Origin of the sequence: Methylobacterium sp. 2A, assembly GCF_009806555.1 — a bacterium.
Lineage (GTDB): Bacteria > Pseudomonadota > Alphaproteobacteria > Rhizobiales > Beijerinckiaceae > Methylobacterium.
Genome location: NZ_VUOK01000029.1, coordinates 170,910 through 192,914, shown reverse-complemented (window position 1 = coordinate 192,914; position 22,005 = coordinate 170,910). Strand labels below are relative to the sequence as shown.

The 22,005-nt window shown below is 71.3% G+C and carries 24 protein-coding genes and 1 riboswitch; of the genes, 14 read left to right on the top strand and 10 right to left on the bottom strand.

Annotated elements, in window-relative coordinates:
* Window positions 1-50 precede the first annotated feature (50 nt).
* Together ispH and FVE89_RS15470 are read right to left on the bottom strand one after the other, a co-directional pair.
* Window positions 51-1,052, bottom strand: coding sequence for a 4-hydroxy-3-methylbut-2-enyl diphosphate reductase (ispH, locus tag FVE89_RS15475; protein WP_160534830.1), 1,002 nt, complete (start codon window positions 1,050-1,052; stop codon window positions 51-53).
* A 120-nt stretch (window positions 1,053-1,172) separates the two neighbouring features.
* A complete protein-coding gene (locus FVE89_RS15470; RefSeq protein ID WP_160534828.1) occupies window positions 1,173-2,018 on the bottom strand; it encodes an NlpC/P60 family protein in 846 nt (281 codons plus the stop codon).
* A gap of 287 nt (window positions 2,019-2,305) precedes the next feature.
* Between FVE89_RS15470 and FVE89_RS15465 the strand changes: the two genes are divergently transcribed.
* Window positions 2,306-2,638 (top strand): hypothetical protein, encoded by a 333-nt coding sequence (locus FVE89_RS15465; protein WP_342389723.1) that lies wholly within the window; start codon window positions 2,306-2,308, stop codon window positions 2,636-2,638.
* Between the two features lie 34 nt (window positions 2,639-2,672).
* Here the strand turns inward: FVE89_RS15465 and FVE89_RS15460 are convergent, their stop codons facing one another.
* The 3 genes from FVE89_RS15460 to FVE89_RS15450 all read right to left on the bottom strand — a co-directional run bounded on the left by FVE89_RS15460 (window position 2,673) and on the right by FVE89_RS15450 (window position 6,209).
* On the bottom strand, window positions 2,673-3,359 hold the full coding sequence (locus FVE89_RS15460) for an SDR family oxidoreductase (RefSeq protein WP_160534826.1): 687 nt from the start codon (window positions 3,357-3,359) through the stop codon (window positions 2,673-2,675).
* 111 nt (window positions 3,360-3,470) lie between these two features.
* On the bottom strand, window positions 3,471-5,141 hold the full coding sequence (locus FVE89_RS15455) for a methyl-accepting chemotaxis protein (protein WP_160534825.1): 1,671 nt from the start codon (window positions 5,139-5,141) through the stop codon (window positions 3,471-3,473).
* A gap of 357 nt (window positions 5,142-5,498) precedes the next feature.
* On the bottom strand, window positions 5,499-6,209 hold the full coding sequence (locus FVE89_RS15450) for an MgtC/SapB family protein (RefSeq protein ID WP_160534823.1): 711 nt from the start codon (window positions 6,207-6,209) through the stop codon (window positions 5,499-5,501).
* A 236-nt stretch (window positions 6,210-6,445) separates the two neighbouring features.
* Between FVE89_RS15450 and FVE89_RS15445 the strand changes: the two genes are divergently transcribed.
* The 10 genes from FVE89_RS15445 to crcB all read left to right on the top strand — a co-directional run bounded on the left by FVE89_RS15445 (window position 6,446) and on the right by crcB (window position 15,549).
* Window positions 6,446-7,447: a MoxR family ATPase gene (locus FVE89_RS15445; RefSeq protein ID WP_160534821.1), complete on the top strand. Its 1,002-nt coding sequence runs from the start codon at window positions 6,446-6,448 to the stop codon at window positions 7,445-7,447.
* A gap of 230 nt (window positions 7,448-7,677) precedes the next feature.
* Complete coding sequence (locus FVE89_RS15440; protein ID WP_160534890.1) at window positions 7,678-8,565, top strand: DUF58 domain-containing protein; 888 nt, start codon at window positions 7,678-7,680, stop codon at window positions 8,563-8,565.
* Between the two features lie 165 nt (window positions 8,566-8,730).
* Window positions 8,731-9,195: a DUF4381 family protein gene (locus FVE89_RS15435; protein ID WP_160534820.1), complete on the top strand. Its 465-nt coding sequence runs from the start codon at window positions 8,731-8,733 to the stop codon at window positions 9,193-9,195.
* Window positions 9,192-10,226: a VWA domain-containing protein gene (locus tag FVE89_RS15430; RefSeq protein WP_246730792.1), complete on the top strand. Its 1,035-nt coding sequence runs from the start codon at window positions 9,192-9,194 to the stop codon at window positions 10,224-10,226. The genes FVE89_RS15435 and FVE89_RS15430 overlap by 4 nt, the downstream gene beginning before the upstream one ends.
* Before the next feature lie 169 nt (window positions 10,227-10,395).
* Complete coding sequence (locus FVE89_RS15425) at window positions 10,396-11,325, top strand: VWA domain-containing protein (protein WP_160534818.1); 930 nt, start codon at window positions 10,396-10,398, stop codon at window positions 11,323-11,325.
* A 13-nt stretch (window positions 11,326-11,338) separates the two neighbouring features.
* Window positions 11,339-12,259, top strand: coding sequence for a tetratricopeptide repeat protein (locus FVE89_RS15420; protein ID WP_160534817.1), 921 nt, complete (start codon window positions 11,339-11,341; stop codon window positions 12,257-12,259).
* A 233-nt stretch (window positions 12,260-12,492) separates the two neighbouring features.
* Window positions 12,493-13,722, top strand: coding sequence for a hypothetical protein (locus FVE89_RS15415; protein WP_246730819.1), 1,230 nt, complete (start codon window positions 12,493-12,495; stop codon window positions 13,720-13,722).
* 120 nt (window positions 13,723-13,842) lie between these two features.
* Window positions 13,843-14,268 carry an EF-hand domain-containing protein gene (locus FVE89_RS15410; RefSeq protein WP_160534813.1) on the top strand — a complete coding sequence of 142 codons (426 nt, stop codon included), beginning with the start codon at window positions 13,843-13,845 and terminating at the stop codon, window positions 14,266-14,268.
* A 176-nt stretch (window positions 14,269-14,444) separates the two neighbouring features.
* Complete coding sequence (locus tag FVE89_RS15405; RefSeq protein ID WP_160534812.1) at window positions 14,445-14,954, top strand: hypothetical protein; 510 nt, start codon at window positions 14,445-14,447, stop codon at window positions 14,952-14,954.
* A 48-nt stretch (window positions 14,955-15,002) separates the two neighbouring features.
* A riboswitch (Fluoride riboswitch) is annotated at window positions 15,003-15,076 on the top strand.
* An 83-nt stretch (window positions 15,077-15,159) separates the two neighbouring features.
* Window positions 15,160-15,549 (top strand): fluoride efflux transporter CrcB, encoded by a 390-nt coding sequence (crcB, locus tag FVE89_RS15400; RefSeq protein WP_160534810.1) that lies wholly within the window; start codon window positions 15,160-15,162, stop codon window positions 15,547-15,549.
* A 119-nt stretch (window positions 15,550-15,668) separates the two neighbouring features.
* Here the strand turns inward: crcB and FVE89_RS15395 are convergent, their stop codons facing one another.
* On the bottom strand, window positions 15,669-16,499 hold the full coding sequence (locus FVE89_RS15395) for a pyruvate, water dikinase regulatory protein (protein WP_160534888.1): 831 nt from the start codon (window positions 16,497-16,499) through the stop codon (window positions 15,669-15,671).
* Between the two features lie 461 nt (window positions 16,500-16,960).
* Here FVE89_RS15395 and FVE89_RS15390 point away from each other — a divergent pair, with 461 nt between their 5' ends.
* From FVE89_RS15390 to FVE89_RS15380, 3 genes are all read left to right on the top strand, one after another.
* The gene (locus FVE89_RS15390; RefSeq protein ID WP_160534808.1) at window positions 16,961-18,091 is read left to right on the top strand and encodes a uroporphyrinogen decarboxylase; all 1,131 of its coding nucleotides are present in this window, start codon (window positions 16,961-16,963) and stop codon (window positions 18,089-18,091) included.
* A gap of 4 nt (window positions 18,092-18,095) precedes the next feature.
* Window positions 18,096-18,527 carry a protoporphyrinogen oxidase HemJ gene (gene hemJ / locus FVE89_RS15385; protein WP_160534887.1) on the top strand — a complete coding sequence of 144 codons (432 nt, stop codon included), beginning with the start codon at window positions 18,096-18,098 and terminating at the stop codon, window positions 18,525-18,527.
* Window positions 18,528-18,611: 84 nt separating this feature from the next.
* Window positions 18,612-18,959: a lysozyme inhibitor LprI family protein gene (locus tag FVE89_RS15380; protein WP_160534807.1), complete on the top strand. Its 348-nt coding sequence runs from the start codon at window positions 18,612-18,614 to the stop codon at window positions 18,957-18,959.
* A 45-nt stretch (window positions 18,960-19,004) separates the two neighbouring features.
* Here the strand turns inward: FVE89_RS15380 and FVE89_RS15375 are convergent, their stop codons facing one another.
* The 4 genes from FVE89_RS15375 to FVE89_RS15360 all read right to left on the bottom strand — a co-directional run bounded on the left by FVE89_RS15375 (window position 19,005) and on the right by FVE89_RS15360 (window position 21,911).
* On the bottom strand, window positions 19,005-19,412 hold the full coding sequence (locus FVE89_RS15375) for a transcriptional regulator (RefSeq protein ID WP_160534805.1): 408 nt from the start codon (window positions 19,410-19,412) through the stop codon (window positions 19,005-19,007).
* Between the two features lie 4 nt (window positions 19,413-19,416).
* Window positions 19,417-19,704 (bottom strand): type II toxin-antitoxin system HigB family toxin, encoded by a 288-nt coding sequence (locus tag FVE89_RS15370; RefSeq protein ID WP_160534803.1) that lies wholly within the window; start codon window positions 19,702-19,704, stop codon window positions 19,417-19,419.
* Between the two features lie 84 nt (window positions 19,705-19,788).
* Entirely contained in the window at window positions 19,789-20,775 is a 987-nt protein-coding gene (gene hisG, locus FVE89_RS15365; RefSeq protein ID WP_160534801.1) for an ATP phosphoribosyltransferase, read from the bottom strand.
* A complete protein-coding gene (locus FVE89_RS15360) occupies window positions 20,772-21,911 on the bottom strand; it encodes an ATP phosphoribosyltransferase regulatory subunit (RefSeq protein ID WP_160534799.1) in 1,140 nt (379 codons plus the stop codon). Before FVE89_RS15360 ends, hisG begins: the two co-directional genes overlap by 4 nt.
* Between the last annotated feature and the right edge of the window lie 94 nt (window positions 21,912-22,005).

Below are 22,005 nucleotides of genomic sequence, written 5' to 3'. Positions count from 1 at the left end.
GGCGCCGAAGCGCCCCCGCATAAAGCCTGCCGCGCCTGTGTCGAGGCTGCCTACTCGGCGGCTTCGCTCCGCAGCTCCCGCGGCAGCGGGAACACCATGTCCTCGATCACCGTCGAGACCGTGTCGACCATCACGTCGTAGCGGGCCGCGAAGGCGTCGATGATCTCCTCCACCAGCACCTCGGGCGCCGAGGCGCCGGCCGTGAGGCCGAGCTTGCGGATGCCCTCGAAGGCCGGCCAGTCGATCTCCTCGGCGCGCAGCACGAGGCGGGTGATCGGGCAGCCGACCCGCTCGGCGACCTCGCGCAGGCGCTGCGAGTTCGAGGAGTTCGAGGAGCCGACCACGATCAGCGCATCGACCAGCGGCGCCACCTGCTTCACCGCCTCCTGGCGGTTGGTGGTGGCGTAGCAGATGTCGTCCTTGTGGGGTCCGGTGATGGCCGGAAACTTCTGCTTGAGCGCCTCGACGATGTGGCGCGTGTCGTCCACCGACAGGGTCGTCTGGGTCACCCAGGCGAGGTTGTCGGGATTCTCGGGGTTCAGGGCGGCGATCTGGTCGAGATCCTCCACCAGGGTGATCGAACCCTTGGGCAATTGGCCCATCGTGCCCACCACCTCCGGGTGGCCCGAATGGCCGACCAGCAGCACGTGGCGGCCGCGCTTGTGGTGGATCTCGGCCTCGCGGTGGACCTTGGTCACCAGCGGGCAGGTGGCGTCGATCGTGGTGAGCCCGCGCGAATCGGCGTTGGCCGGCACCGTCTTCGCGACACCGTGGGCGGAAAAGATCACCGGGGCGCCGCCATCCGGCACCTCGTCGAGCTCGCGCACGAACACGGCGCCCTTCCGCTTCAGGCTCTCGACCACGTACTTGTTGTGCACGATCTCGTGACGGACGTAGACGGGCGGCCCGTAGATCGCGAGAGCTCGCTCCACCACGTCGATGGCCCGCACCACCCCGGCGCAGAAGCCGCGTGGGGCGCAGAGCAGGATCTCCAGCGGCGGCTTGCCGGTATTGCCCGGGGCGGGCGCGGGGGGCGCTGTTTCGGCGGTCATGCGGGGGATGTGGCGAGGGCGGGGCTATCCTGTCAACAGGCCAAGTGGCGGAACCGGGCCGTGCGACGGAGGCGGAGCCTACCTGTAGCACGATTGCCGCGCGGTTTGGACCCGCGCCGTTCAGAGCCGCCGAAGACTGGTCACCGCACCGTAGCTGTGGGCCTGGATCCGCTCCACCGCACCGGCCAGGGGCTCCACCGCCACCGCCATGTGGTGGCCGTTGGCGTGGATCAGCGTCTCGGCATCGAGCATCAGCCCCATATGGCCGCGCCAGAACACGAAGTCGCCCCGGCGCAGGCCTGCGACATCGAGGGGCAGAGCCCGCCCGAGGGCGCGCTCCTGCATGTCGGCATCGCGCGGGCAGGGCAGGCCCGCCGCATCGAGGCAGAGCTGCGCGAGGCCGGAACAGTCGAGCCCGAGCGTGGTCCGTCCGCCCCAGAGGTAGGGGATCCCCACGAGGCGTGCGGCGGTGGCCACGTAATCCGGTTCGCGCTCCGCCACGGGGGCACAGTGGCGGGTGAACACGTAGCCGTCGGGCGTCTCCAGGTAGGCGCCCGATTCCCCGGTCGCCACCAGACGTGCCCCGAGGCTCAGATGGGCGCGAACCGGCCGCTTCAGGTCGGGTTCCGGATACAGGAAGGTCCGCAGCGCCGTGACCCGGTGGGTCGGCTCCGGCCCTTCCGGTCCGAGGCTGTCGGCAGGCAGGTAGCCGACATAGCCGTCGCGGGCGAGTTGCACGAAGGCGAAGCCGTCCGCCTCGGCGTAGAGGGTGACGGCATCGCCGAGCAGCGCCTCCGTGTCGAGCCCGCCCCCCGGGGAGGGTTCGCGCCGCAGGGGGGCCGAGGGCGCCGTGACCCGGCGGGGGCTGCCGGCCACGAAGCGTGCGGCCTCGACCCGGCCGCGCAGGCGCTCGTCGGCGATGTCGGCGCGGGCGGGAGTCAGCCGCGGATCGAGGATATCGGTCATGGGGCGACCCTATCACAGCCGCCTTCACGATGGGTTGCGGGTCTGCGGCCAGCGCAGGAAACCGTTGTCCTGCCACGAATGCGCTTCTATGTCGCATCCGCCCGCCGACAGGAAACGATTCGGGGCGGATGGGTTCGCGTCCTTGACGGCAGCGCCGGCCACCAGCGCGCTGCGGTGGAAACGCCCTGTTAGGCATGCACCCGCCACGTCGGTCAAACGTTTTTGATGCACTGCACAACCGGGCCGGAAGGCGCTATGTCTGGCCTATGAAGACTGCGAGTCGCCCCGTGAAGAAGACGCAGAAGAGCTTCGCCGACCTGCCGCCGATCCGGGTGCGCCGCGAGCCGCCGACGGTCAGCGAGGCGGTCGCGGCCGCCCAGGACCTCGCCGACGATGTCGAGCAGCAGGCCGAGATCGCGGCCGGCCTGATGGGTCTGCCGGTCGATGAGGTCCGCCCCCATGTGCTGGCCGCCAAGAAGGCGAAGCCGGAGCGCGTGCCGGAGCGGATCCTGACCCAGGCGAGCCCGAGCCGGGCGCCGCGCACCGTCGTGGTCGAGCGGCGCACCCGCCCGACCGTGGTGATCGAGCGCCGCAGCCGGCCCCTGTCCCCGACGCGCTGACGGGGTTCCGCCGCCCCTGCCCGGGCGGCGGTTCTCACCACGGCAGCGTCTGGCCGCGATAGTCCAGATAATGGGCGCCCGGCCGGCCGAGCTGGGCCTCGATCACGTCGGCGAGGCCCGTGACGCTGGTGGCGACGTCGATATCGGCCTCTTGCCCGCCCATGTCGGTGCGCACCCAGCCCGGATGCAGGATCAGCACCGAGACGTTGTCGGCCCGGTGCCGGATCTCGAAGCTGCGCGCCAGGGTGTTCAGCGCCGCCTTGCTGGCCCGGTAGGTCTCCCAACCGCCCGACTCGTTCAGGCTGACGCTGCCCAGGATCGAACTCATCAGCGCGAGGCTGCCGCCGGGCGCGAGGCGATCGAGGAAGGCCTCGGCGAAGCGGATCGGGCTGATCGCGTTGGTGAGAAAGACCTGCGCGGCGACCTCCCGCGGCACCGCATGCGCGGGATCGTGCGCCTGCGTGGCGACGCCGGCCACCACGAAGATCAGGTCGAAGCGCTGCTCCCGCAGACGGTCGTGCAGGGCGGCGACGCCCGCATCGTCGTCGATGTCGGCGGTCTCGATACGCAGGGATTTCGCGTCGAGCCGGGCGAGATCGGGGGACGGGCTGCGCTGGGTCGCGGTGACGTGCCAGCCCCGCGCCAGGAACGTCTCGACGAGGCCGAGCCCCAGGCCCCGGGAGGCCCCGACGACCAGCGCGTTCTTTTGGGATTGGGTCATGATCGGTCTCCGGATATCGGGCGGATGAGGGCCGAGCCGGTCCGGAGCTTTCGCGCGGGACCGGGCTTCGGGCGAAACCCTATAACCCGCGCGGGACGTAAGCAGACACGGTCAGGCCGCCCGCACGGTGGCGAGGAAGCGCCCGACCGCCGCGCGGAGATGTTCGGACTGGCGCGCCAGTTCGGAGGCGGCGGACAGGACCTGGCTCGCCGCCGCCCCCGTCTCCTCCGAGGCCTGCGCGACGCCGGCGATGGTGCCGGTCACCTCGGTGGTGCCGGTCGAGGCCTGGGCGACGTTGCGCACGATCTCCTGCGTCGCCGCGCCCTGCTGCTCCACCGCGGTCGCGATCGTGGTCGCCACGCTGTTGATCTCGCGGATCCGGTCCGTGATGCCGCCGATGGCCGAGACGGCCTGATCGGTCACACCCTGGATCTCGCCGATCTGGCCGGCGATCTCCTCGGTCGCCTTGGCGGTCTGGCCGGCCAAGTCCTTCACCTCGGCCGCCACCACCGCGAAGCCGCGCCCCGCTTCACCGGCGCGCGCCGCCTCGATGGTCGCGTTCAGGGCGAGCAGGTTGGTCTGGCTCGCGATGTTCGCGATGAGCCCAACCATGTCGCCGATCCGCGCCGAGGTTTGACGCAGCGCCTGAACCAGGGTGGCGGTCTGGTCCGCTTCGCCCACGGCTGCCTGGGCCAGCGTCGCCGAGCCCCGGACCTGCCGGCCGATCTCCTGCACCGACGTGCCCAACTCCTCCGCGGCGTAGGCGACCATGTTCACGTTCGCGGCGGCCTGTGCGGACGCGGCCGCCACGACGGTCGATCGGCTCGCGGTCTCGGTGGCCGTGGAGGTCATCTGTTCGGCCGTCGTCTGCAACTCGGTGGCGGACGACGACACCATGCCGATGACGCCGCCCACCGCCGCCTCGAAGCCGTCGGCCATCTGGCGCATGGCCGCCTTGCGCTGCTCCTCGGCGGTGCGTCGCGCCTCTACGGCCTCGGCTTCGAGTTGAAGGGCGCGGATCGAACTCGCGCGCGATGCCTCCAGGGCGAGGGCGATCGCGCCGATCTCGTTGGCCCGCCCGGTATAGGGAATCTCGGCCTGACGGTCGCCGGCGGCGAGGTCCTTCATGCGCTGGATCAGGCGGTCGATCGGATGCGTGACGCGCAAGATCAGATATCCGAGTGAATAGATGCCGACGATGAGCGCGAGGCCGCAGAGGAGCGTCGTGACCCAGATCGAACGCGCATAGGTCTGACCGGCGCTCGCCGTGGACTGCTCGCCGCCCGCGACGTTCAAGGCGGTGTCACGATCGAGACAATCCAGTGCCTTCTCGAAGGCGGTGCGCGAGGTCTGGAACAACGCGTTGAGGGCGGGCTGATCCTTCGCTTGCGCCGCCCCGATCAGCTTCGTGCGGTACCCCTGGTAGTCGCTCCAGTGTTGCTTGAACGCGGTCCAGAGAGCTCTCTCCTCCGGGCTGGAGATCAAGGGGACGTAACCCGCCGCGACCGCTTCGACCTCACCGAGACGGTGATCCGAGAGTGTGACCAGAGTGTCGACGGGCTCGACCGCGGTGACCAGGCGCGCATCGACAAGACGCAATCGCGTCACTTTGTATTTGATCTCACCCAGTTTGAGCACGCTCGGTAACCAGTTGGTCGATAGCTCGAGCGCGTTGTCGTTGACCGATCGCAGTTGATGAACGCCGAGCACCCCTTGTGCCGAGATGGCGACCACAAGCGCACAAACCAGCGTGATGAGGATGTGCTTGACCGTGAATGCCATGGTGCTGCCTCGGACGGGAGTCGATTGTCTCCGGGGAGGTGCTGATAGGCAATTCGCGTACTAGCTATATGACAGATTTTTGCCAAGAGAAAGTCTTTCTGCCTTATGTTTTGTCGTGTTTCGACATTGATGCTATAGTTTTTCTTGGAAAATCTATCGCGGTTCTGCGTCCGCAGTCAGATATGCATCACACCGGTTCAATCACGACATCGTTGAAAGCGGCCGAAAAGCGCCGGCGCGCGTTCCGAAATCCTCGCCGCAGGGTCCGCCTCCGGATCGACGCGGACGGGTACGGACTGACGTCCCCATAGCGGGAGCAGCCATCCCCAAGGCCAAGCAGACCGGACCTCGAAACGATCAATCCGCCGTCTGCACCGACCACGTGGCGTGGCGGATGCCCGGGAGCCGCGCCAGTTCGTTGGTCACGGCGTCGAGTTCTTCCGCCTTCACGGCGCTGGCCGTCAGCGTCGCCACCACGTCGACCGCGGTCTCGCCGCGCTCCTCCACCGCGACGCTGCTGACCGGGTACTTGGCTGCCTCCAGGCGCTCCACCAGCAGATCCTGCGCCGGGCCGGCCTCGCCGGGCACGGTGGTCACCTGGACCTCGTAGGTCGCCTCGGTGGACGATTCGCGGATCGGCGCGCGGTTGATGGCGTTCACGAGCGGCCGCAGCGCCGTGTTGCAGGCCAGCACCGTCACCATCACGAACACCGCCTCAAGCGGCAGGTCGGCGCCGCAGAACGCCCCCACGGCGGCCGAGCACCACAGGGTGGCGGCCGTGTTGAGGCCGCGGACGTTCATCCCCTCCTTCATGATCACGCCGGCCCCGAGGAAGCCGATGCCGGAGATCACGTACGCCACCGTGCGGACCCCGCCGTCCGGGCCGGTCAGCCGCATGCCGAGATCGACGAAGGCCGAGGCGCCCACAGCCACCAGCACCGCCGTGCGCAGGCCCGCGGTGCGCTGCCGGTACTGGCGCTCGGCCCCGATGATCGTGCCCAGCACGAAGGCCACGAGCAGGCCGATGCCGGATTTCAGTTCTTCGGGGAGGGCGGCGTAGCTGGTCATCGGCGGTTCTTGCGAGCGAGGCGGTGACGAAACCGTGACATCGTAGCCCGGCCCAGGCCCGAAAACGCGGATGGAACCGGGATTGACGGCCGCACCGGGCAGCGGGCACACCGGCAGGAGCCTGAGGATCCCTTAAGAATTCGGGACCCGGCCGAGGAGACGCGCAGGATGCAGCACAGGCCCCGAGCGGCGGACCCGGCCCGCGCAGGATGTGGCCGCGCAAGATGTCTCGGCGCATGAGCGGCGCCCTCGCCGAACGCCGGCCCGAGACCGTCCCGGATGCAGGCCTGCACGGCCGCGTCATGGCGCTGCGCGAAGGCCTGGAGCGCGGCCTGATCGGCAGCGCCGGTCTCGTCGAGCGCCTGCTGATCGGGCTCCTGACCGGCGGCCACCTGCTGATCGAGGGCGCGCCGGGGCTCGCCAAGACCCGCGCGGTCAAGCGCCTCGCCGACGGGCTCGACGGCTCCTTCGCGCGCATCCAGTGCACGCCGGACCTGATGCCGGCGGATCTCACCGGCACCACCGTGTGGCGGCAGGACAGCGGCACGTTCGAGTTCCTGCCCGGCCCCCTGTTCCACGCCCTCGTTCTGGTGGACGAGGTCAACCGCGCGCCGCCCAAGGTGCAGTCGGCTCTGCTCGAATCCATGGCCGAGGGGCAGGTGACGGTCTCGGGGGCGACCCACCGGCTCTCCGACCCGTTCATGGTGGTGGCGACCCAGAACCCGATCGAGCATGCCGGGACCTTCCCGCTGCCGGAGGCGCAGCTCGACCGCTTCCTCCTGCACGTCGTGGTCGAGATGCCCGACGCCGAGACCGAGCGGGCGATCCTCGACCTCGTGGAGGGCGAGATCACGCATCACATCGAGGCCATGCCGGTGCGCCTGTCGCTCGCCGACGTGCGCGCGGCCCGGGAGGCGGCGCTTTCCACCTACGTGTCGCCGGCGCTCAAGGACTATCTGGTCCGGCTGGTGGCGGCGACCCGCACCGACGCGGCGGCGCCGGACCTGCGCGCCATGATCGAGCACCCCGCCTCGCCGCGCGGCACCCTGGCGCTGATGATGGCCGGCAAGGCCCGGGCCTGGCTGCGGGGCCGGGACCACGTCATCCCGGAGGACGTCACCGAACTCGCCCGGGACGCCCTGTCGCACCGGATCGGCCTGACCTGGCGGGCCGCCGCAGAGGGCAGGACCGCGCGGGGGCTCGTCGGCGAGCTGGTGCAGCGGGTGCGGGCGCTCTGACAATGTTCGGGTTCGCGCGCCGCCGATCCCCTCCCCCCTCCGCGGGGGAGGGTGGCCCCCGAAGGGGGTCGGGTCGGGACGTAGTCCCGCAAGGGGGGAGCGACGGTGCGGATTTAAGCATCGGCCTTCATGACGGTCGCGCCTCTTTCGGAACCGGCGCTCCCCTCTCCCGACCCCCGCTGACGCAGGGGCCACCCTCCCCCGCAGAGGGGGGAGGGAGTTTCGGCGGCATTCATCTCTCGGGCGAGGCCCTGATAGGCCTGCGCCACCTCGCCCGGCGGGGCTCCGCGCCCGCCACCCGGACGCTGGCGGGCCTGCCCGGCGGCATCGTCACCCGCCGCCGCGGGCGCGGCTCCGAACCGGAGGATGTCCGCCTCTGGTCGGAGGGCGACGACCGCCGCTTCATCGACCGCAACGCCACCGCCCGGACCGGGCAGCTGCACGTGCGCACCCACCACGACGAGCGCGACCGCGCCGTGGTGCTGCTCGCCGATTTCCGCCCCTCCATGCTGTTCGGCACCCGCCGGGCGCTGCGCTCGGTGGCGGCCGCCGAGGCCCTGGCACTGCTCGGCTGGCGGGTCGCGGCCGATGGCGGCCGGGTCGGCCTCGCGGTGGCGTCGGCCGGCGTCCCGACCGTGCTGCGGCCGGCGGGCGGCGAGCGCGCCATGATCGCGGTGACCGGAGCGCTGGCCCAGGCCCATGCGGACGCCCTGGAGACGGTGTCGGCGGCCCGCGCCGAGCCGGAGCCGCCGCTGGAGGCGACGCTCGGCCTCGCCCGCAGCCTGCTGCCGGCCGGGGGCCACCTCGTCGTGGCCAGCGCCCTGGACGATCCCGGCCCGGGCTTCGACGAGCTCCTGACCCTGCTCGCCGAACGCATCGCCATCCGGCTGATCCTGGTGAGCGACGCCTTCGAGCGCATCCGCCCGCCGGGCTACTATCCCTTCGCGTTGGCGGACGGCCACCGCGGGACCGCGCTGCCGACGGCGACGCCCGTGGGACAGGCCGAGGCCCGGCTCGCCGACTACGCCCACCGCGGCATCGCGGGCGTGCGCCTCGATGTCGAGACCGGGCCGGAGGCCTACGCGCCGCTGATGGAGCGCCTCGATGCGGTGCTGTGACAGCCTGTTCGGCCCCGATCCTGGGTTTCCAAGGGGCAAGCCCCTTGGCGGGTGCTCAGGGCGGAGCCCTGAGATACTGGGCTCTGAGATGTTCACCAGGGCTCCGCCCCGGACCCGCGAAAGGTCTCGACCTTTCGAAACCAGGACTGAGGCCGGGTCTCCGCGATGAACCCCGTCGAGACACCGCTCGGGCTCGACCAGCTCCGCGGCCTCCACCTGCCGGGCGGCGCCGCGGGGGCCGTGCAGGGCGAGATCGTCGCGGCAGCCCTGCTGGGCTTCCTCGCCGCCCTGCTGGTGGGGCTCGTCCGCTACGGGCGCAGCCGGGCGCGGGCCACCCTACGCCGGGCGGCGCTCGCCGAACTCGCCCGAAGCCGCGGGCTCGATCCGGAGGCGCGGCTCCTGGCCCAGGCCCGTCTGCTGCGCCGCCTCGGCCGGACGCTCGGCGGCGAGGCGGAGAGCCGGGCCGTTGGGGCGGATTGGGCCGCGCGCCTCGATGGGCTGTTCAGGACCGACTTCTTCACGCGGGGCGCCGGACGGGTGCTCGCCGACGGCCTGTACCGCCGGCAGGCGCCGGATCTCGACGCCCTGGATTCCGAGCTCGGCCGCCTGATCGGGCGGCTGCGGGCATGAGCGGCGTTCTGCCCGCCTGGCTCAGCGCCCTCCTGTCGGCCTTCGACCTCGCGGCGCCCTGGGCATTATGGGCGCTGCCGCTGCCGCTGCTGGCCGCCCGCCTGATCCCGGCCGAGCCCGAGGGCGGCAGCGGGGCGCTGCGCGTGCCCGGAACGCTGGTGGGCGCGGGGCGCTCCGGCGCCGATCTCGCCGCCCGCGGCCGGCGCCGGGCCGCACTGACCTGGATCCTCTGGATCGCCCTGGTGGCGGCGCTCTCGGGTCCGCGCCTCGTCATGCCGGCGACGGCGCTGCCGGCCTCCGGCCGCGAGATCATGATCGCCATGGATCTCTCGGGCTCCATGGAGCGGCGCGACTTCGCCCTCGACGGCGCGACCGTGACCCGGCTCACCGCGGTCAAGCGCGTCGGCACCGATTTCATCCGGCGCCGCGCCGGGGACCGGATCGGCCTCGTGATCTTCGCCGACCAGGCCTACGTGGCCGCCGCCCCGAGCTTCGACACCGCCGCGGTCGCCCGGGCGCTCGATGAGGCGACGATCGGCATCAGCGGCCGGTCCACCGGCATCGGCGACGGGCTCGGCCTCGCCCTGCGCCGGCTGGACCCGCGCGATACCGGAGCCGACGCCGCCTCCGAACCCGCCGGCGGCAAGGCCGCGAAGGCCGTGATCCTGCTCTCGGACGGCGCCAACAATGCCGGCCAGACCGCCCCCAAGGACGTGGCGGAGCTGGCCAAGGAGCTGGGCATCAAGGTCTACACGATCGCGCTCGGCCCGCGGGACATGGCGGATGCCGACGGCGAGCAGGACGTGGTCGACACCGAGACCCTGCGTGACATGGCGCGGCTAAGCGGCGGCGAGGCGTTCCGGGTGCGCACCACCGACGACCTCATCAAGGTCGCCGACGCGATCGACCGGCTGGAGGGCGGCCGCGCCCTCGCCCCGCCCCTGCCGCTGCGCCGGGATCTCTGGCCCTGGCCGGCCGCCCTGGCGCTGCTCAGCGCCGCCGCGTTGCTGGCCAGCCGGAGGGGGGCGTGATGGTTCGAGACCACGCCCATCCAACCAACCCCCTCATCCTGAGGTGCGCGCGCAGCGAGCCTCGAAGGAGGGCTCCAGAGGTCGCGCGGCTGGCTGGAGGGCTCCTTCGAGGCCTCCGCTACGCTCCGGCACCTCAGGATGAGGGGGTTTGGGTGGGGGGATCCGCCCGATGAGCGCCCTCGACGCCGTCACCCTCCTGCGCCCGTGGTGGTTCCTGGCGATCCCGGTCGTCGTCCTGCTGGCGCTGCGCGCCGCGTCGCGCTCGGCGCCGCTCGGCGATTGGGTCCGGGCGGTGGATCCGGCGCTGATGGCGCATCTCGCCCGCACCGGTGCCGTGCTCGGCGGACGCCGGCAGGCGAACCGCGCCGCCGCCCTCGCGGCCGGGCTGATCGCCCTGGCGCTGACCGGCCCCGCCGTGGAGCGGGCGGACGGGCGCACCTTCCGCAACCTCGACGAGACGGTGATCGTTGTCGATCTCTCGCGCTCGGTCGCGGAGGGCGGCAACCTCCAGGGCGTCCGGCAGGCCGCCGCCGCGGTGGCCGAGGCCGCCGGAACCCGGGCCGTCGCCCTGGTGGTCTACGCGGGCGACGCCTACCTCGCCGCCTCCCCCACCACCGACCGCGACAGCCTCGGCACCACCCTGTTCGCGCTGGACGCCGACACGGTGCCGGACCGTGGCTCCCATCCCGAGCGCGGGCTGGCGCTCGCCCGCCGCACGCTCGCGGAGGCCAACGTGGTGTCGGCCGACGTGGTGCTGATCAGCGACGGCGACGGCATCGGCGAGGCCGCCACCCGCGAGGCGCGCGCCATCGCCGCGCAGGGCTGGCGGCTCCAGGCCCTGTTCGTCCCCGCCGACAAGCCGCTGCCGCCCAACGCCCCGAAGCCAGACCGGGCCGCCCTCGACGCCCTGGCCCGGGCCGGCGGCGGCACGGTCGCCGACATCGCGACCCCCGGCCCGGTGCTCGACGCGGTCGGCGCCGGGCTGAGTCAGCACCTCGCGGCCGGCGGCTACGGCGTGCTGGCCTACGCGGATCTCGGGCGCTGGCTGCTGCTGATCGCGGCGCTTCCGGCCCTGGTCCTGTTCCGCAGGAGCGCATGATGAGGAGCGCGTGATGCGGCTCACCCTCCCCGACACGGGCTTCGCCGCCCCGCTCCGGGCCGGCCTGCCGCCGCGCTGGCGGCGCCTCGCCCGCATCGCCGGCCTGGGGCTCGCCGGCTTCGGCCTGCTGGCGCTGCTTGCCGTCTCGCAGCCCCGCACCGGGTTCGGGCGCCTGCTGATGGGGCTCGGCCTGCCGGGACTCGCCGCCGACGTTTTCGCCGACCCGGCCTGGCGCGCCGCCGCCCTCTACGAGGCCGGCCGTTACGACGCGGCGGTCGCGCTGTTCCGCGCCGGCGGCCGCCGGGCGAGCTACAACCTCGGCAACGCGCTGGCGAAGGCCGGCGACCTCGACGGGGCGCTCGCCGCCTATGACGAGGCCCTGCGCTTCAACCCCCGCGACGCCGACGCCCAGGCCAACCGCTCGCTCATCGCCCGGATGCGCGCCGAGGTGATCGACCGCGGCCCCGGCGGCGGCATCGCCAACGGCACCGCCCAGTACGGCGCCCGCTACAACAACACCGGCAACGAGGACCAGAACAACGACATCAACGCCGCCTCCAGCGGCGAGGGGCTCGCCGGCAACAAGGAGTCGAACGCCAGCGCGTCGCTGCCGGGCAACAGCAAGGTCGCCCGCCGCGGCAGAGCCGAGCAGCAATCGATCGACACCGGCAAGGGTCAGGCCCGGGGCTCGGCCGGCGACGCGGCGGGCCGCGGCCGGACCGGGGGCGGCTCCGCCATGGTGGCCGAGGCGCCCGAGCGCGAGGTCCGCCGGGTGACCAAGAGTTTTGAGGCCCACGAGATCCGCCCGGACCGGCTCTGGCTCCAGACCCTGCCGGACGATCCCGGCCGCTATCTCAAGCTGCGCCTGCGCGCCGAGCAGACCCGCCGGGTCGAGGCCGGCACCGCGATTCCCGCCGGGAGCAACCCGTGGTGATGCTTTTTGGGGTTTTGGGTCGGCGTACTCGTGCCGAGATGCGCCAATCCCCTCCCCCTTGCGGGGAGGGGTCAGGGGTGGGGGTGGTGCAGACGGCACCGCCACGCTCGATCCTGTACCACCCCCACCTCCGGCTCCTCCCCGCAAGGGGGAGGAGAGAGCCCAACGGCCAACGACATGCGAACATCGGAGTCCTCGCGCATTGGAGGGGGACGCGCGTCTGGCATCTCGCCCTGCTCCTCGCCCTCGCCCCCCTCCCCGCCCAAGCCGAGATCGAACCCGGCGACCTCACCCTCACGGTCACCGCGGAGCTGAACGGCAACAGCGCGCCCTTCGCCCGCGAGATGGTGCTGTTGAGGATCCACGGGGTCTACAAGCAGCCGATCCTGCTGGAGGAGGTGGTGCAGCCGTCCCTCGCCAATTTCTCCTGGACGCAGCTCGGTCGCGACCATTGGAGCAAGGCCAAGCTGCCGGATGGCCAGAGCGCCATCGCGTTCGACCGCACCGTGGCGATCTTCCCGCACCATGCGGGCCAGTTCACCATCGAGCCCTTCGTCCATAAGCTCACCGTCAACGATGTCGGCGAGCGCCGGGTGGTCGAGGTGCGCTCGCAACCGATTCCGTTCCCGGTGGCGCAATGGACCGCCCCGACCGGTGGCCCGGACGCCAAGGAGCCCTGGTGGCTGCCCGCCCGGGACGTGGCGATCACCGATTCGTGGAGCCCGGATCCGGAGACCATCAAGGTCGGCGAGACCGCCCGCCGGATCGTCACCCTGGAGGCCCAGGGCATGGTCGCCGAGGGCCTGCCGCCCCGGCCGGTGATGCGCACCCGCGGCATCATCACCTTCGCGGGGCCTGTGACCCGCGAGACCCTGCTGACCCCCTCGGGCCCCGTGGCGCGGGCCACCTACCAGTGGGACGTGAAGCCCGGCGTGCCGGAGATCATCCCCCTCGACGCCATCGCGATCCCCTGGTTCGACACCAACACCCGCACGATGCGCGAGACCGAGATCCCGGCCCGGCAGATCGGCGGCGGCCTGCCCGACCGCGAGGGCGACCGGGCGCCCCCCGCGATCCCCTCGCCGCTGGCGGTGGCCGCCGCGGCGCTCGCCGCCTTCGGGCTGGGCCTCGCGCTGATCGGCTTCGGCCTCGGCCGGCCGACCCTGCGCCTGTCCCGGCCGACCCGGCGTCGCCTGCGGGCAGCGGCCCGCGCCCACGACCCGATCGGGTTCCGCGCGGCCCTCGACACGGCGATGCGCGAGGTGCCGGAGCTGGCCCGGATCCGGCGGGCGCGACCCGATCTCGCCTCTGCCTTCGCGGCTCTCGACCGGTCGGTGTTCGGCGCCTCCGGTGCGGCCGGCCCCGATCTGCCGGCGCTCGCCCGCGCCCTGTCACGCGCCCAACCGGTGCCCGCGGCGCCCGGTCCGGACCGGCTGGCGCCCCTCGACGGACCCGCCCGCTGAGCCGGGCCGCGCGGTCGTAAAGGGTTCATCGATCGTCGCCTTGTGAAGGGCGATCCGGGAACGGCCCGCACGATCAGGATTTGGGTCGCCGGTTCCGATCGTCATGGAGACCCTTCCGACATGCCCACGTTTCTGATCCGACCGGTCTTCGCCGCGGCGCTCAGTGCCGCCCTGATCCTGCCCGCCGCGCTCCCGATCGCGGCCTCCGCCCGGTCCTCCGGCACCGAGCGTACGCTGAAGATGGTCGACACCGACAAGGACGGCACCATCGACCTCGCCGAGGCTCAGGCGGCCGCCGGAAAAGTCTTCGACGGCGCGGAAAAGGACAAGGACGGCACCGTCGACGCCAAGGAGCTGAAGGGCCGGGTCAGCAAGAAGGACCTGAAGGCGGCCGACCCCGATTCCGACGGCACCCTCGATCGCAAGGAATACCTCGCTCTGGTCGAGCAGCGCTTCAAGGCAGCCGATCCCGACAACGACGGCAAGCTCGACGCCAAGGAACTCAAGACCCCCGCCGGCCGGAGCCTGCTGCAGCTCCTCAAGTGATCGAGACCTGACCGAGGGCCATTGCACAGTTCCTGAGCAAGGACTATTCCTGTGCAATGGCTTAAGATCTGGGCAGGCATCAATATTTTGCACGATCTTGCGTCATCTGACCAACCTCCATAGGTTCTCAGTATCCGGTCGGACAAGAACCGGATGAACCACCAGGGAGGTGCGCGATGGGACGCGCGAACGACGTCAAGGACCGGTTCCGCGCGCGGCTGCAGGAAGCCGATGCCAGGAGCAACGATTTCCGCAAGAAGCTGCTGGAAGAGGGCACCCGGGCGCTGCAGCCGGTCGTGGGCGTCCTGAACCTGATGGCCGAGGTGCTCAACGAAGAGGACAACGTCCACGGCAGCATCACGGGCCTTGAGGCCCGGATCGATCAGGACAACTTCATCAGCCTGTGCGCGCAGCTGCGCGGGATTGAGGCCGAGCAGAAGATCAAGATCAAATACGGGCCGGAACTCGGCGGCAGCAACTTCATCTCGGTCTCGGGCCTGAACCAGCGCTACAACGAGCGCCTCGTGCCGGGCGCCGCGCGCTGCGCCAGCGGCCGGACGGTGGGCAGCGACATCCAGCTCGACGAGCACCGGGGCGACGAGCTGGCCGAGGTGGTCCGCGAGGTGGTGGAGGATTTCTACGCCGCCCAGATCGAGCAGCGCAGCCACTTCACCTTCGCGCGTTGACGGGGCCGGACAACCGGATTCCCCTGTCGGCGATCCTGCGCTAAGCCTGTCCCCGATGGGGATGGAGCTCCCCGACAACCGCCCGGCGGTCGCCACGCCGGGCTGATGGCTCCTACCGCACGGGCGCGCCGCGCGCCGTCCGCGGTGGGGCCGTGCGCCGAAGCCGCGACGCGCGACGCCGCCCGACCGAACAGGAAGGGCAGGCATGATCAACACCCTCATCGTCATCCTCGGGGCCGGGCTCGGCGGCGGGGTCCGGCACGGCGTCAACGTCGCGGTGTCGCGGCTGCTGCCAGGCCTCGGCTTTCCGCTGGCCACGCTGATCATCAACGTGCTGGGCTCGTTCCTGATGGGCGTGCTGGCGGAAGGCTTCGCGTTGCGCGGCGCGGCGGGTCACCCGGCCCGGCTGTTCCTGACCACCGGGATGCTCGGCGGCTTCACCACCTTCTCGACCTTCTCGCTCGACGCGATCAGCCTGTACGAGCGGGGCGAGACCGGCATGGCCGCCCTCTACGTGCTGGCCTCGGTGGCGGCTGGGCTAATCGGGTTGGTGGCGGGTCTCGCCCTGGTCCGAACAGTCCTGAGTGGGAGCTGAAAAGTCCTGGTTTCAAAAGGTCTTCGACCTTTTGCGGGTGCAGGGTGGAACCCTGCAAAGACCCAGGGGCGCCGCCCCTGGACCCCGCCAAAGGGCTCAGCCCTTTGGGATCCCCGGACTCAATCCGCGATGAACTTCAGGCGGTGGTCGCGGTGGAGATCGACGATCGCGGCCGCCGTCTCCTCGATGGAGCGGCGGGTGACGTCGATCGTCGGCCAGCGGTTCTTGGTGAACAGCCGGCGGGAGGCCGTGATCTCGTCCGCCACCGCCGAGCGGTCGACGTAGAGCGAGGACTCGTCAGCGTTCAGGCTGGAGAGCCGGTTCTGCCGGATCTGCACGATCCGCTCCGGCGAGGCGAACAGGCCGACCACCAGAGGCTTGCGCGCGCGCTCGATCGCGGGCGGCAGCGGCATGCCGGGCACCAGCGGCAGGTTCGTGGTCTTGAGGCCGCGATTGGCGAGGTAGATCGAGGTCGGCGTCTTCGAGGTCCGGCTGACCCCGAGCAGGATCACGTCGGCCTCCTCCAGATCCTCCGGCAGGTTGCCGTCGTCATGGGCCAGCGTGAAGTTCATCGCGTCGATGCGCTTGAAATACTCGGCGTTCAGCATGTGCTGGGCGCCGGGACGGGCCGTGGTCTCGGCGCCGAGATAGGCACGCAGGAGGTCGTGGACCGGCCGCAGCACCGACAGGCAGGGCGAGCCGGTCTCCCGGGCGACCTCCTCCAGGCGCTCGCCGAGGTCGCCGCCCACCAGGGTGTAGAGCACGAGGCCCGGCGCCGCCCGGATCTCCGAGATCACCCGGTCGAGCTGCGCGGCCGAGCGCACCAGCGGATAGACGTGCTCGATCGCCGAGACGCCCTCGTACTGGGCGGCCGCCGCCCGGCCGACATTGATCAGCGTCTCGCCGGTGGAGTCGGAGACGAGGTGGAGGTGGAAGTAGCTGCGGCCCATCCGGACGCCTTTCGCGAAGCCCAGCTTGTCCACCGCCGGCCGCCAGGGGAGTCGATGAGTGTGGATAGGATGCCCGACCGAACCGGTCCAGGGTCGGGGGACGTCCGGTTATCGACTCCGCCGTTCACAGGCCGTTGATCCGCACAGGCGGAATCCGGGCCCGTGGGAGAATCCGGGACGCAATCGGGGCGCGTACAGGACTCGGCGTTGCCAAGCCGCTGTCGGACCATCCGCTTCTCGCAAGTTGGAGCAAATCCTTTAAAGCCTCGTTAACGGCGCGGCGCCGGGGACGGCCTGTGGACCCGTTTGTGCCCCCGACTCTCAGGCCCCTAGAAGAAAAAACAGAGTCCTAGAATCTCTCTTTTCTTTTCGAAGGGGCCTGTGTGGGGATCGGCGTGCCGCGACTCGACAGGAGGCGCGCCGACGGGCATGCGGGATGGGCTAAGCGGGGTGGAGCACAGATGACGGGGACGTCGACAGGGGAGCGCAAGGTGCTGCGTGTCCTCGAGGGAGAAGCCATCGGGCCGCCCCCCGCCTGGATGATGCGCCAGGCCGGGCGCTACCTGCCGGAATATCGGGCGACCCGGGCGGAGGCCGGTTCGTTCCTCGATCTCTGCTACAGCCCGGATTTCGCCGTCGAGGTCACCCTTCAGCCGATCCGGCGCTTCGGCTTCGACGCCGCGATTTTGTTTTCGGATATCCTGGTCGTCCCCCACGCGCTCGGCCAGGACGTGCGCTTCGTCGAGGGCGAAGGACCACGCCTCGACCCGCTCGACGGGCGCGAGGCCTTTTCGGCCCTGCGCGAGGCCGGCGATCCGGCCGTGATGGACCACCTCGCCCCGGTCTTCGAGACGGTGAGGCGTCTGCGGGCCGAACTGCCCGGCGAGACCACGCTGCTCGGCTTCTGCGGCGCCCCCTGGACGGTGGCGAGCTACATGATCGGTGGCCGCGGCACCCCGGACCTCGCCCCGGCGCGGGCGCTGGCCGAGGGCGACACGGCCTTGGTCGATGCCCTGATCGACCGCCTCGTCACGGTGCAGACCGACTACCTCGTGCGCCAGCTCGAGGCCGGCGCCGATGCCGTGCAGATCTTCGAGTCCCATGCCGGCACCCTGCCGCGGGCGGTGCCGGCCTCCGGCGGGGTCGTCGAGCCCGTGGGCGACGTGGCCGAGAGCGCCCTGCCGGACGCGCCCGCCGCCGACGCCCTCACCCGCTGGTCCCTGCAACCCATCGCCCGGATGGTGGCGGGCGTGCGCGAAAAGGTGCCGGGGGCGAAGATCATCGTGTTCGCCCGCGGCTCGGGGCTCGACGGCCATGCCCGGGTGGTGCCCGAGACCGGCGCCGACGCCGTCGGGGTCGATTGGGGCGTGGACCTGAAGGCCCTGCGCGGCCGGGTCCCGGCCTCGACGGTGACGCAGGGCAACCTGCATCCCGACACGCTGATCGAGGGCGGGCCGGCCCTCGACGCGGCGGTGGATGCGGTGCTGGCGGCGAGTGCCGGCCTGCCGCACATCTTCAACCTGGGCCACGGCATCACGCCGCAGACGCCGGTCGCCCATGTCGAGCGCATGCTCGCGCGGCTGCGCGGGTAAGCGCGTGCTCTACGACTGGATCAAGGCCCTCCACGTCATCAGCCTGATCGCCTGGATGGCGGGGATGCTCTACCTGCCGCGGCTGTTCGTCTACCATGCCGGCCTGCCGGCGGGCTCGGAGGTGCAGAGCGCGACCTTCAAGGTGATGGAGCGCCGCCTGCTCAAGGCGATCATGACGCCGGCGCTGATCGCCACCTGGGTGTTCGGGCTGAGCCTCGCCTGGATGAGCGGCTACTATGCGGCCCCATGGCTGCAGGCGAAGTTCGTGCTGGTGCTGGCGATGTCGGGCATCCACGGCTGGCTCGCCGGGATGGTCAAGGACTTCGCCGCCGACCGGAACACCCGCGCGCCCCGGTTCTACCGGATCCTCAACGAGGTGCCGACGCTCCTGATGATCGGCATCGTCATCCTGGCGGTGGTCAAGCCGGGCCTCTGATCCGGGGATCCTGTGATCCCGGGCGCGATGCGCCACGCCGGCGCGGCCGCGGGAGCTTTTCGCGGGCCGGCTCGTTCTGAGGCCATGTCGAAGCGACGTTCCACCGCCCTGACCCTGGCCCTCCTGGCGTTCGGCCCGTCCGCCCATGCGGCGAGCTTCCCCTGCGACAAGGCCGAGGCGCCCGACGAGAAGGCGATCTGCGCGCATCTTCCCCTCAACGACCGGGACGTCGAGATGGCGACCCGGTTCGAGATCCTGAAGGCGGTGCTGCCGATGGGCGGGCAGACGAAGCTGCGCGACGACCAGGAGGCATGGCTCAAGGAGCGCCGGACCTGCGGCGGCGATACCGCCTGCCTGACCGGGATCTATGACGCCCGGCTCAAGGTGCTGCGCGCGGTGCTGTCGGAGTTCGCCAAGCAGGGGCCGCAATAGGAGACGGCCACGTGTCACCCGGTGCGACCGGGCCGGGTCGAGCCCTCACAGCCCGAGAAATATCTCGGCGGGAAATCCAAAGCGTGCATTAAGGGCTCGGGCCTGACGAATGTTGATCTGACGCTTGCCGCTCAGGATCTCCGAGACGACCGATTGGGTGCCCACCTCCGGTAGATCACCCTGATTGAGGCCGCGCTCATCCATGATGGAGCGCAGGGCTGCGGCACCGGTGACCTCCGGCATGGGCCGATGCGCCTCGTCGTAGGCCTCGATCAGATCGCCCATACGGGATGCGAGAACCGCCAGGGGATGCTCCTCGTCCTCACCGACGAGACTCAGGATCTGATCCATGACCTGGACCAGCCGGTCATACTCACCGCTGTTCGACGGGGCGGTGAGCAGGGGAGCAATGTGCGGCCAATGCTCGACGGCTTTCTCCACGAGGGTGGTCATCGCTCTACACCTTCCATTTGCCCTTATCGTAGGTGGCGTGATCCATGATCGACTGGATGTAGACCTTCTTGAATTTATATTGGACAACGGCAACGAGGCGCAGCTTGTTGCCGCCAATATCGAAGACATGCAGGCGGCCGACCTTATCAGTTGCTGGAAACAGCGCCTTCATCTGGGCGAAGTCACACGGTTCCGCGCTTTTCATCAGCCGGTACCACGCATCAAGTACGTCTGCGGCGCGCGGCCATGTCCGCTTGGCCTCCCAGATCCGGGCTTGGGTGATGACGTGCATGAGGTCGCCGCCGCATCGCGGTTTGCGATGCTAGCGGATCGACAATGGCGCGGGAAGCAGGTCCCGCGCTGCCGGCCCGATGGGTCACAACCGCGCCAGCAACCGCTCCGCCAGGGGGTTCTCGGCCGCGAAGGCGTAATCCACCCGCCGCACCGTCACGGCTCGTGCCCCGGCCTCGACCAGCGCGCCGGCCAGCTCGAACACCGCGCCCTCCGGGCAGCGCAGCACGATCTCGCCCTCGGGCCCGCGCGGGGCGCCGTAGGGCAGTTCCGCCTCGTGCAGGCCCGCCAGGGTGGCGAGGTCGATCGTGCCGCTCTCCGGCAGGGCGGCGCGTACCTCCCGGGTGGTGCGGGCACGCTCCTCGGCGGCGATCCGGCCGAGCACCGTGCGCAGGGCCGCCCGCTGGCCCTCACCCCAGGGCGCCTTCAGAGAGGCGACGAGGTTCGCCTCCGAGCGGAGGATGATGCCGTCATCCAAGATCTTCAGGGCATTGGCGGAGAGCGTCGCCCCCGTGGTGGTGATGTCGACCACGATCTCGGCCGAGCCCGCGGCCGGCGCCCCCTCGGTGGCGCCCAGGCTCTCGACGATCCGGTAATCGGCCACGCCCTTCTCGGCGAAGAACCGGCGGGTCAGGTTCACGTATTTGGTCGCCACCCGCAGGCGGCGCCCGTGGCGGGCGCGCATCCCGGCCGCGACCTCGTCGAGGTCCGACATGTCGCGCACGTCGATCCAGGCCTGGGGCACCGCCACCACCACGGTCGCGTTGCCGAAGCCGAGCGGGGTGAGCAGCTCCACCTGGCCGCGCACGTCCGGCAGGGTCTCGCGGATCAGGTCCTCGCCGGTCACGCCGAGATGGGCGGCGCCGGAGGCGAGCTGCGCGGCGATCTCGGAGGCCGAGAGGTAGCGCACCTCGACATCCGGCACGCCCAGCAGCTTGCCGCGATAGTCGCGGGCACCCGCGCCCTGCGCGAGCTTCAGCCCGGCCCGGCCGAAGAACGCGTTGGCGTTCTCCTGAAGCCGCCCCTTGGAGGGGACGGCGAGGATCAGCGGTCCTGAGTCCGAAAGAATCATCGGCCGGCTCCCGCCACGCGCTCGATCCAGAAGGTGCAGCCGACGGCCGGCAGCGGCACGGGGCTGCCGAGATGGCCGAGCAGCCCGTCGTAGCGGCCACCGCCGACCAGGATCGGGCCGTCACGCTCGGACACCTCGAAGATGAAGCCGGTGTAGTAGTCGAGGTTGCGGGCAAAGCCCCCCTGGAAGCGGAACCGCTCGATCGGCAGGCCGCGGGCCGCGATGAAGCCGGTGCGCTCCTCGAACAGGTCGAGGGCCGCCGCGAGGGCGTCGTGGCGGATGTTCGCCTCTGCGACCAGCGCCCGCAGGTCGCGCGCCGCCGCGTCCGGATCACCGGCGATGGCGCGGTAGCGGTCGAGCACGGCGCGGTTCTCGGCATTGAGCCCGGCCCCGCCATGGGCCTGGGCGGCCGCCTTGGCGAGGAAGCGCTCGGCGATCTCGCCGGCGCTGCGCCCCCCAACCGCCGAGATTCCGGCGATGGCCAGCACGTCCTCCACGAAGGCGCGCACCCCGCGCGGGTCCTGGCCCTGGATCGCCGCCAGCAGGCCGGCATGCGGATCCTCGGGCCGCGCGCCGGCGCCGTTGGTCACGGCGTCGAGGGAGCGCCCCGCGGCGAGTGCCCGGAGCGTCCGGCGCTTGGCGGCCGGCGGCACCGCGAGCCCGTCGAGGAGCGCCACGGTCAGCCCCATATCGCCGAGCCGGACCGCCGGATCGGTGCGGCCGAACAGCGCGAGACCTTCGAGGGCGAGGCCCAGCACCTCGGCATCCGCGGCCGGCGTGTCGGTGCGCCCGATCGACTCGATCCCGGCCTGGAAGAACTCGTCGGGCTCGTCGGCGGCCAGCCGGAAGACCGGGCCGCAATAGCTGTAATCGGCCGCCTGCCCGTCGGCTTGCGACCGGTGGAGGCGGCAGACGGGAATCGTGAATTCCGGCCGCAGGCACAATTCGGCCCCGCCCGCATCCTGGGTCACGAAGATCCGGCGGCGGATATCCTCGCCCGACAATTCCAGGAACGGCTCCAGCGGTTGCAGCACCGGCGGCGTCACCGGCCGATAGCCCGCCGCATTCAGATGGGCGGAGAGCCGCGCGCGCGCCGCATCCCCCGCCCCCGTCTCGCCTGCCTCCGGTCGTGTCATCGTGTCCACCTCGCGGGCGCTCTGTAGCAACCGCGGCCGGGCTTGGCGACACGCCCCGGTCGACAAGCCCGGCGCGCGGGATTGCGCAGGGACG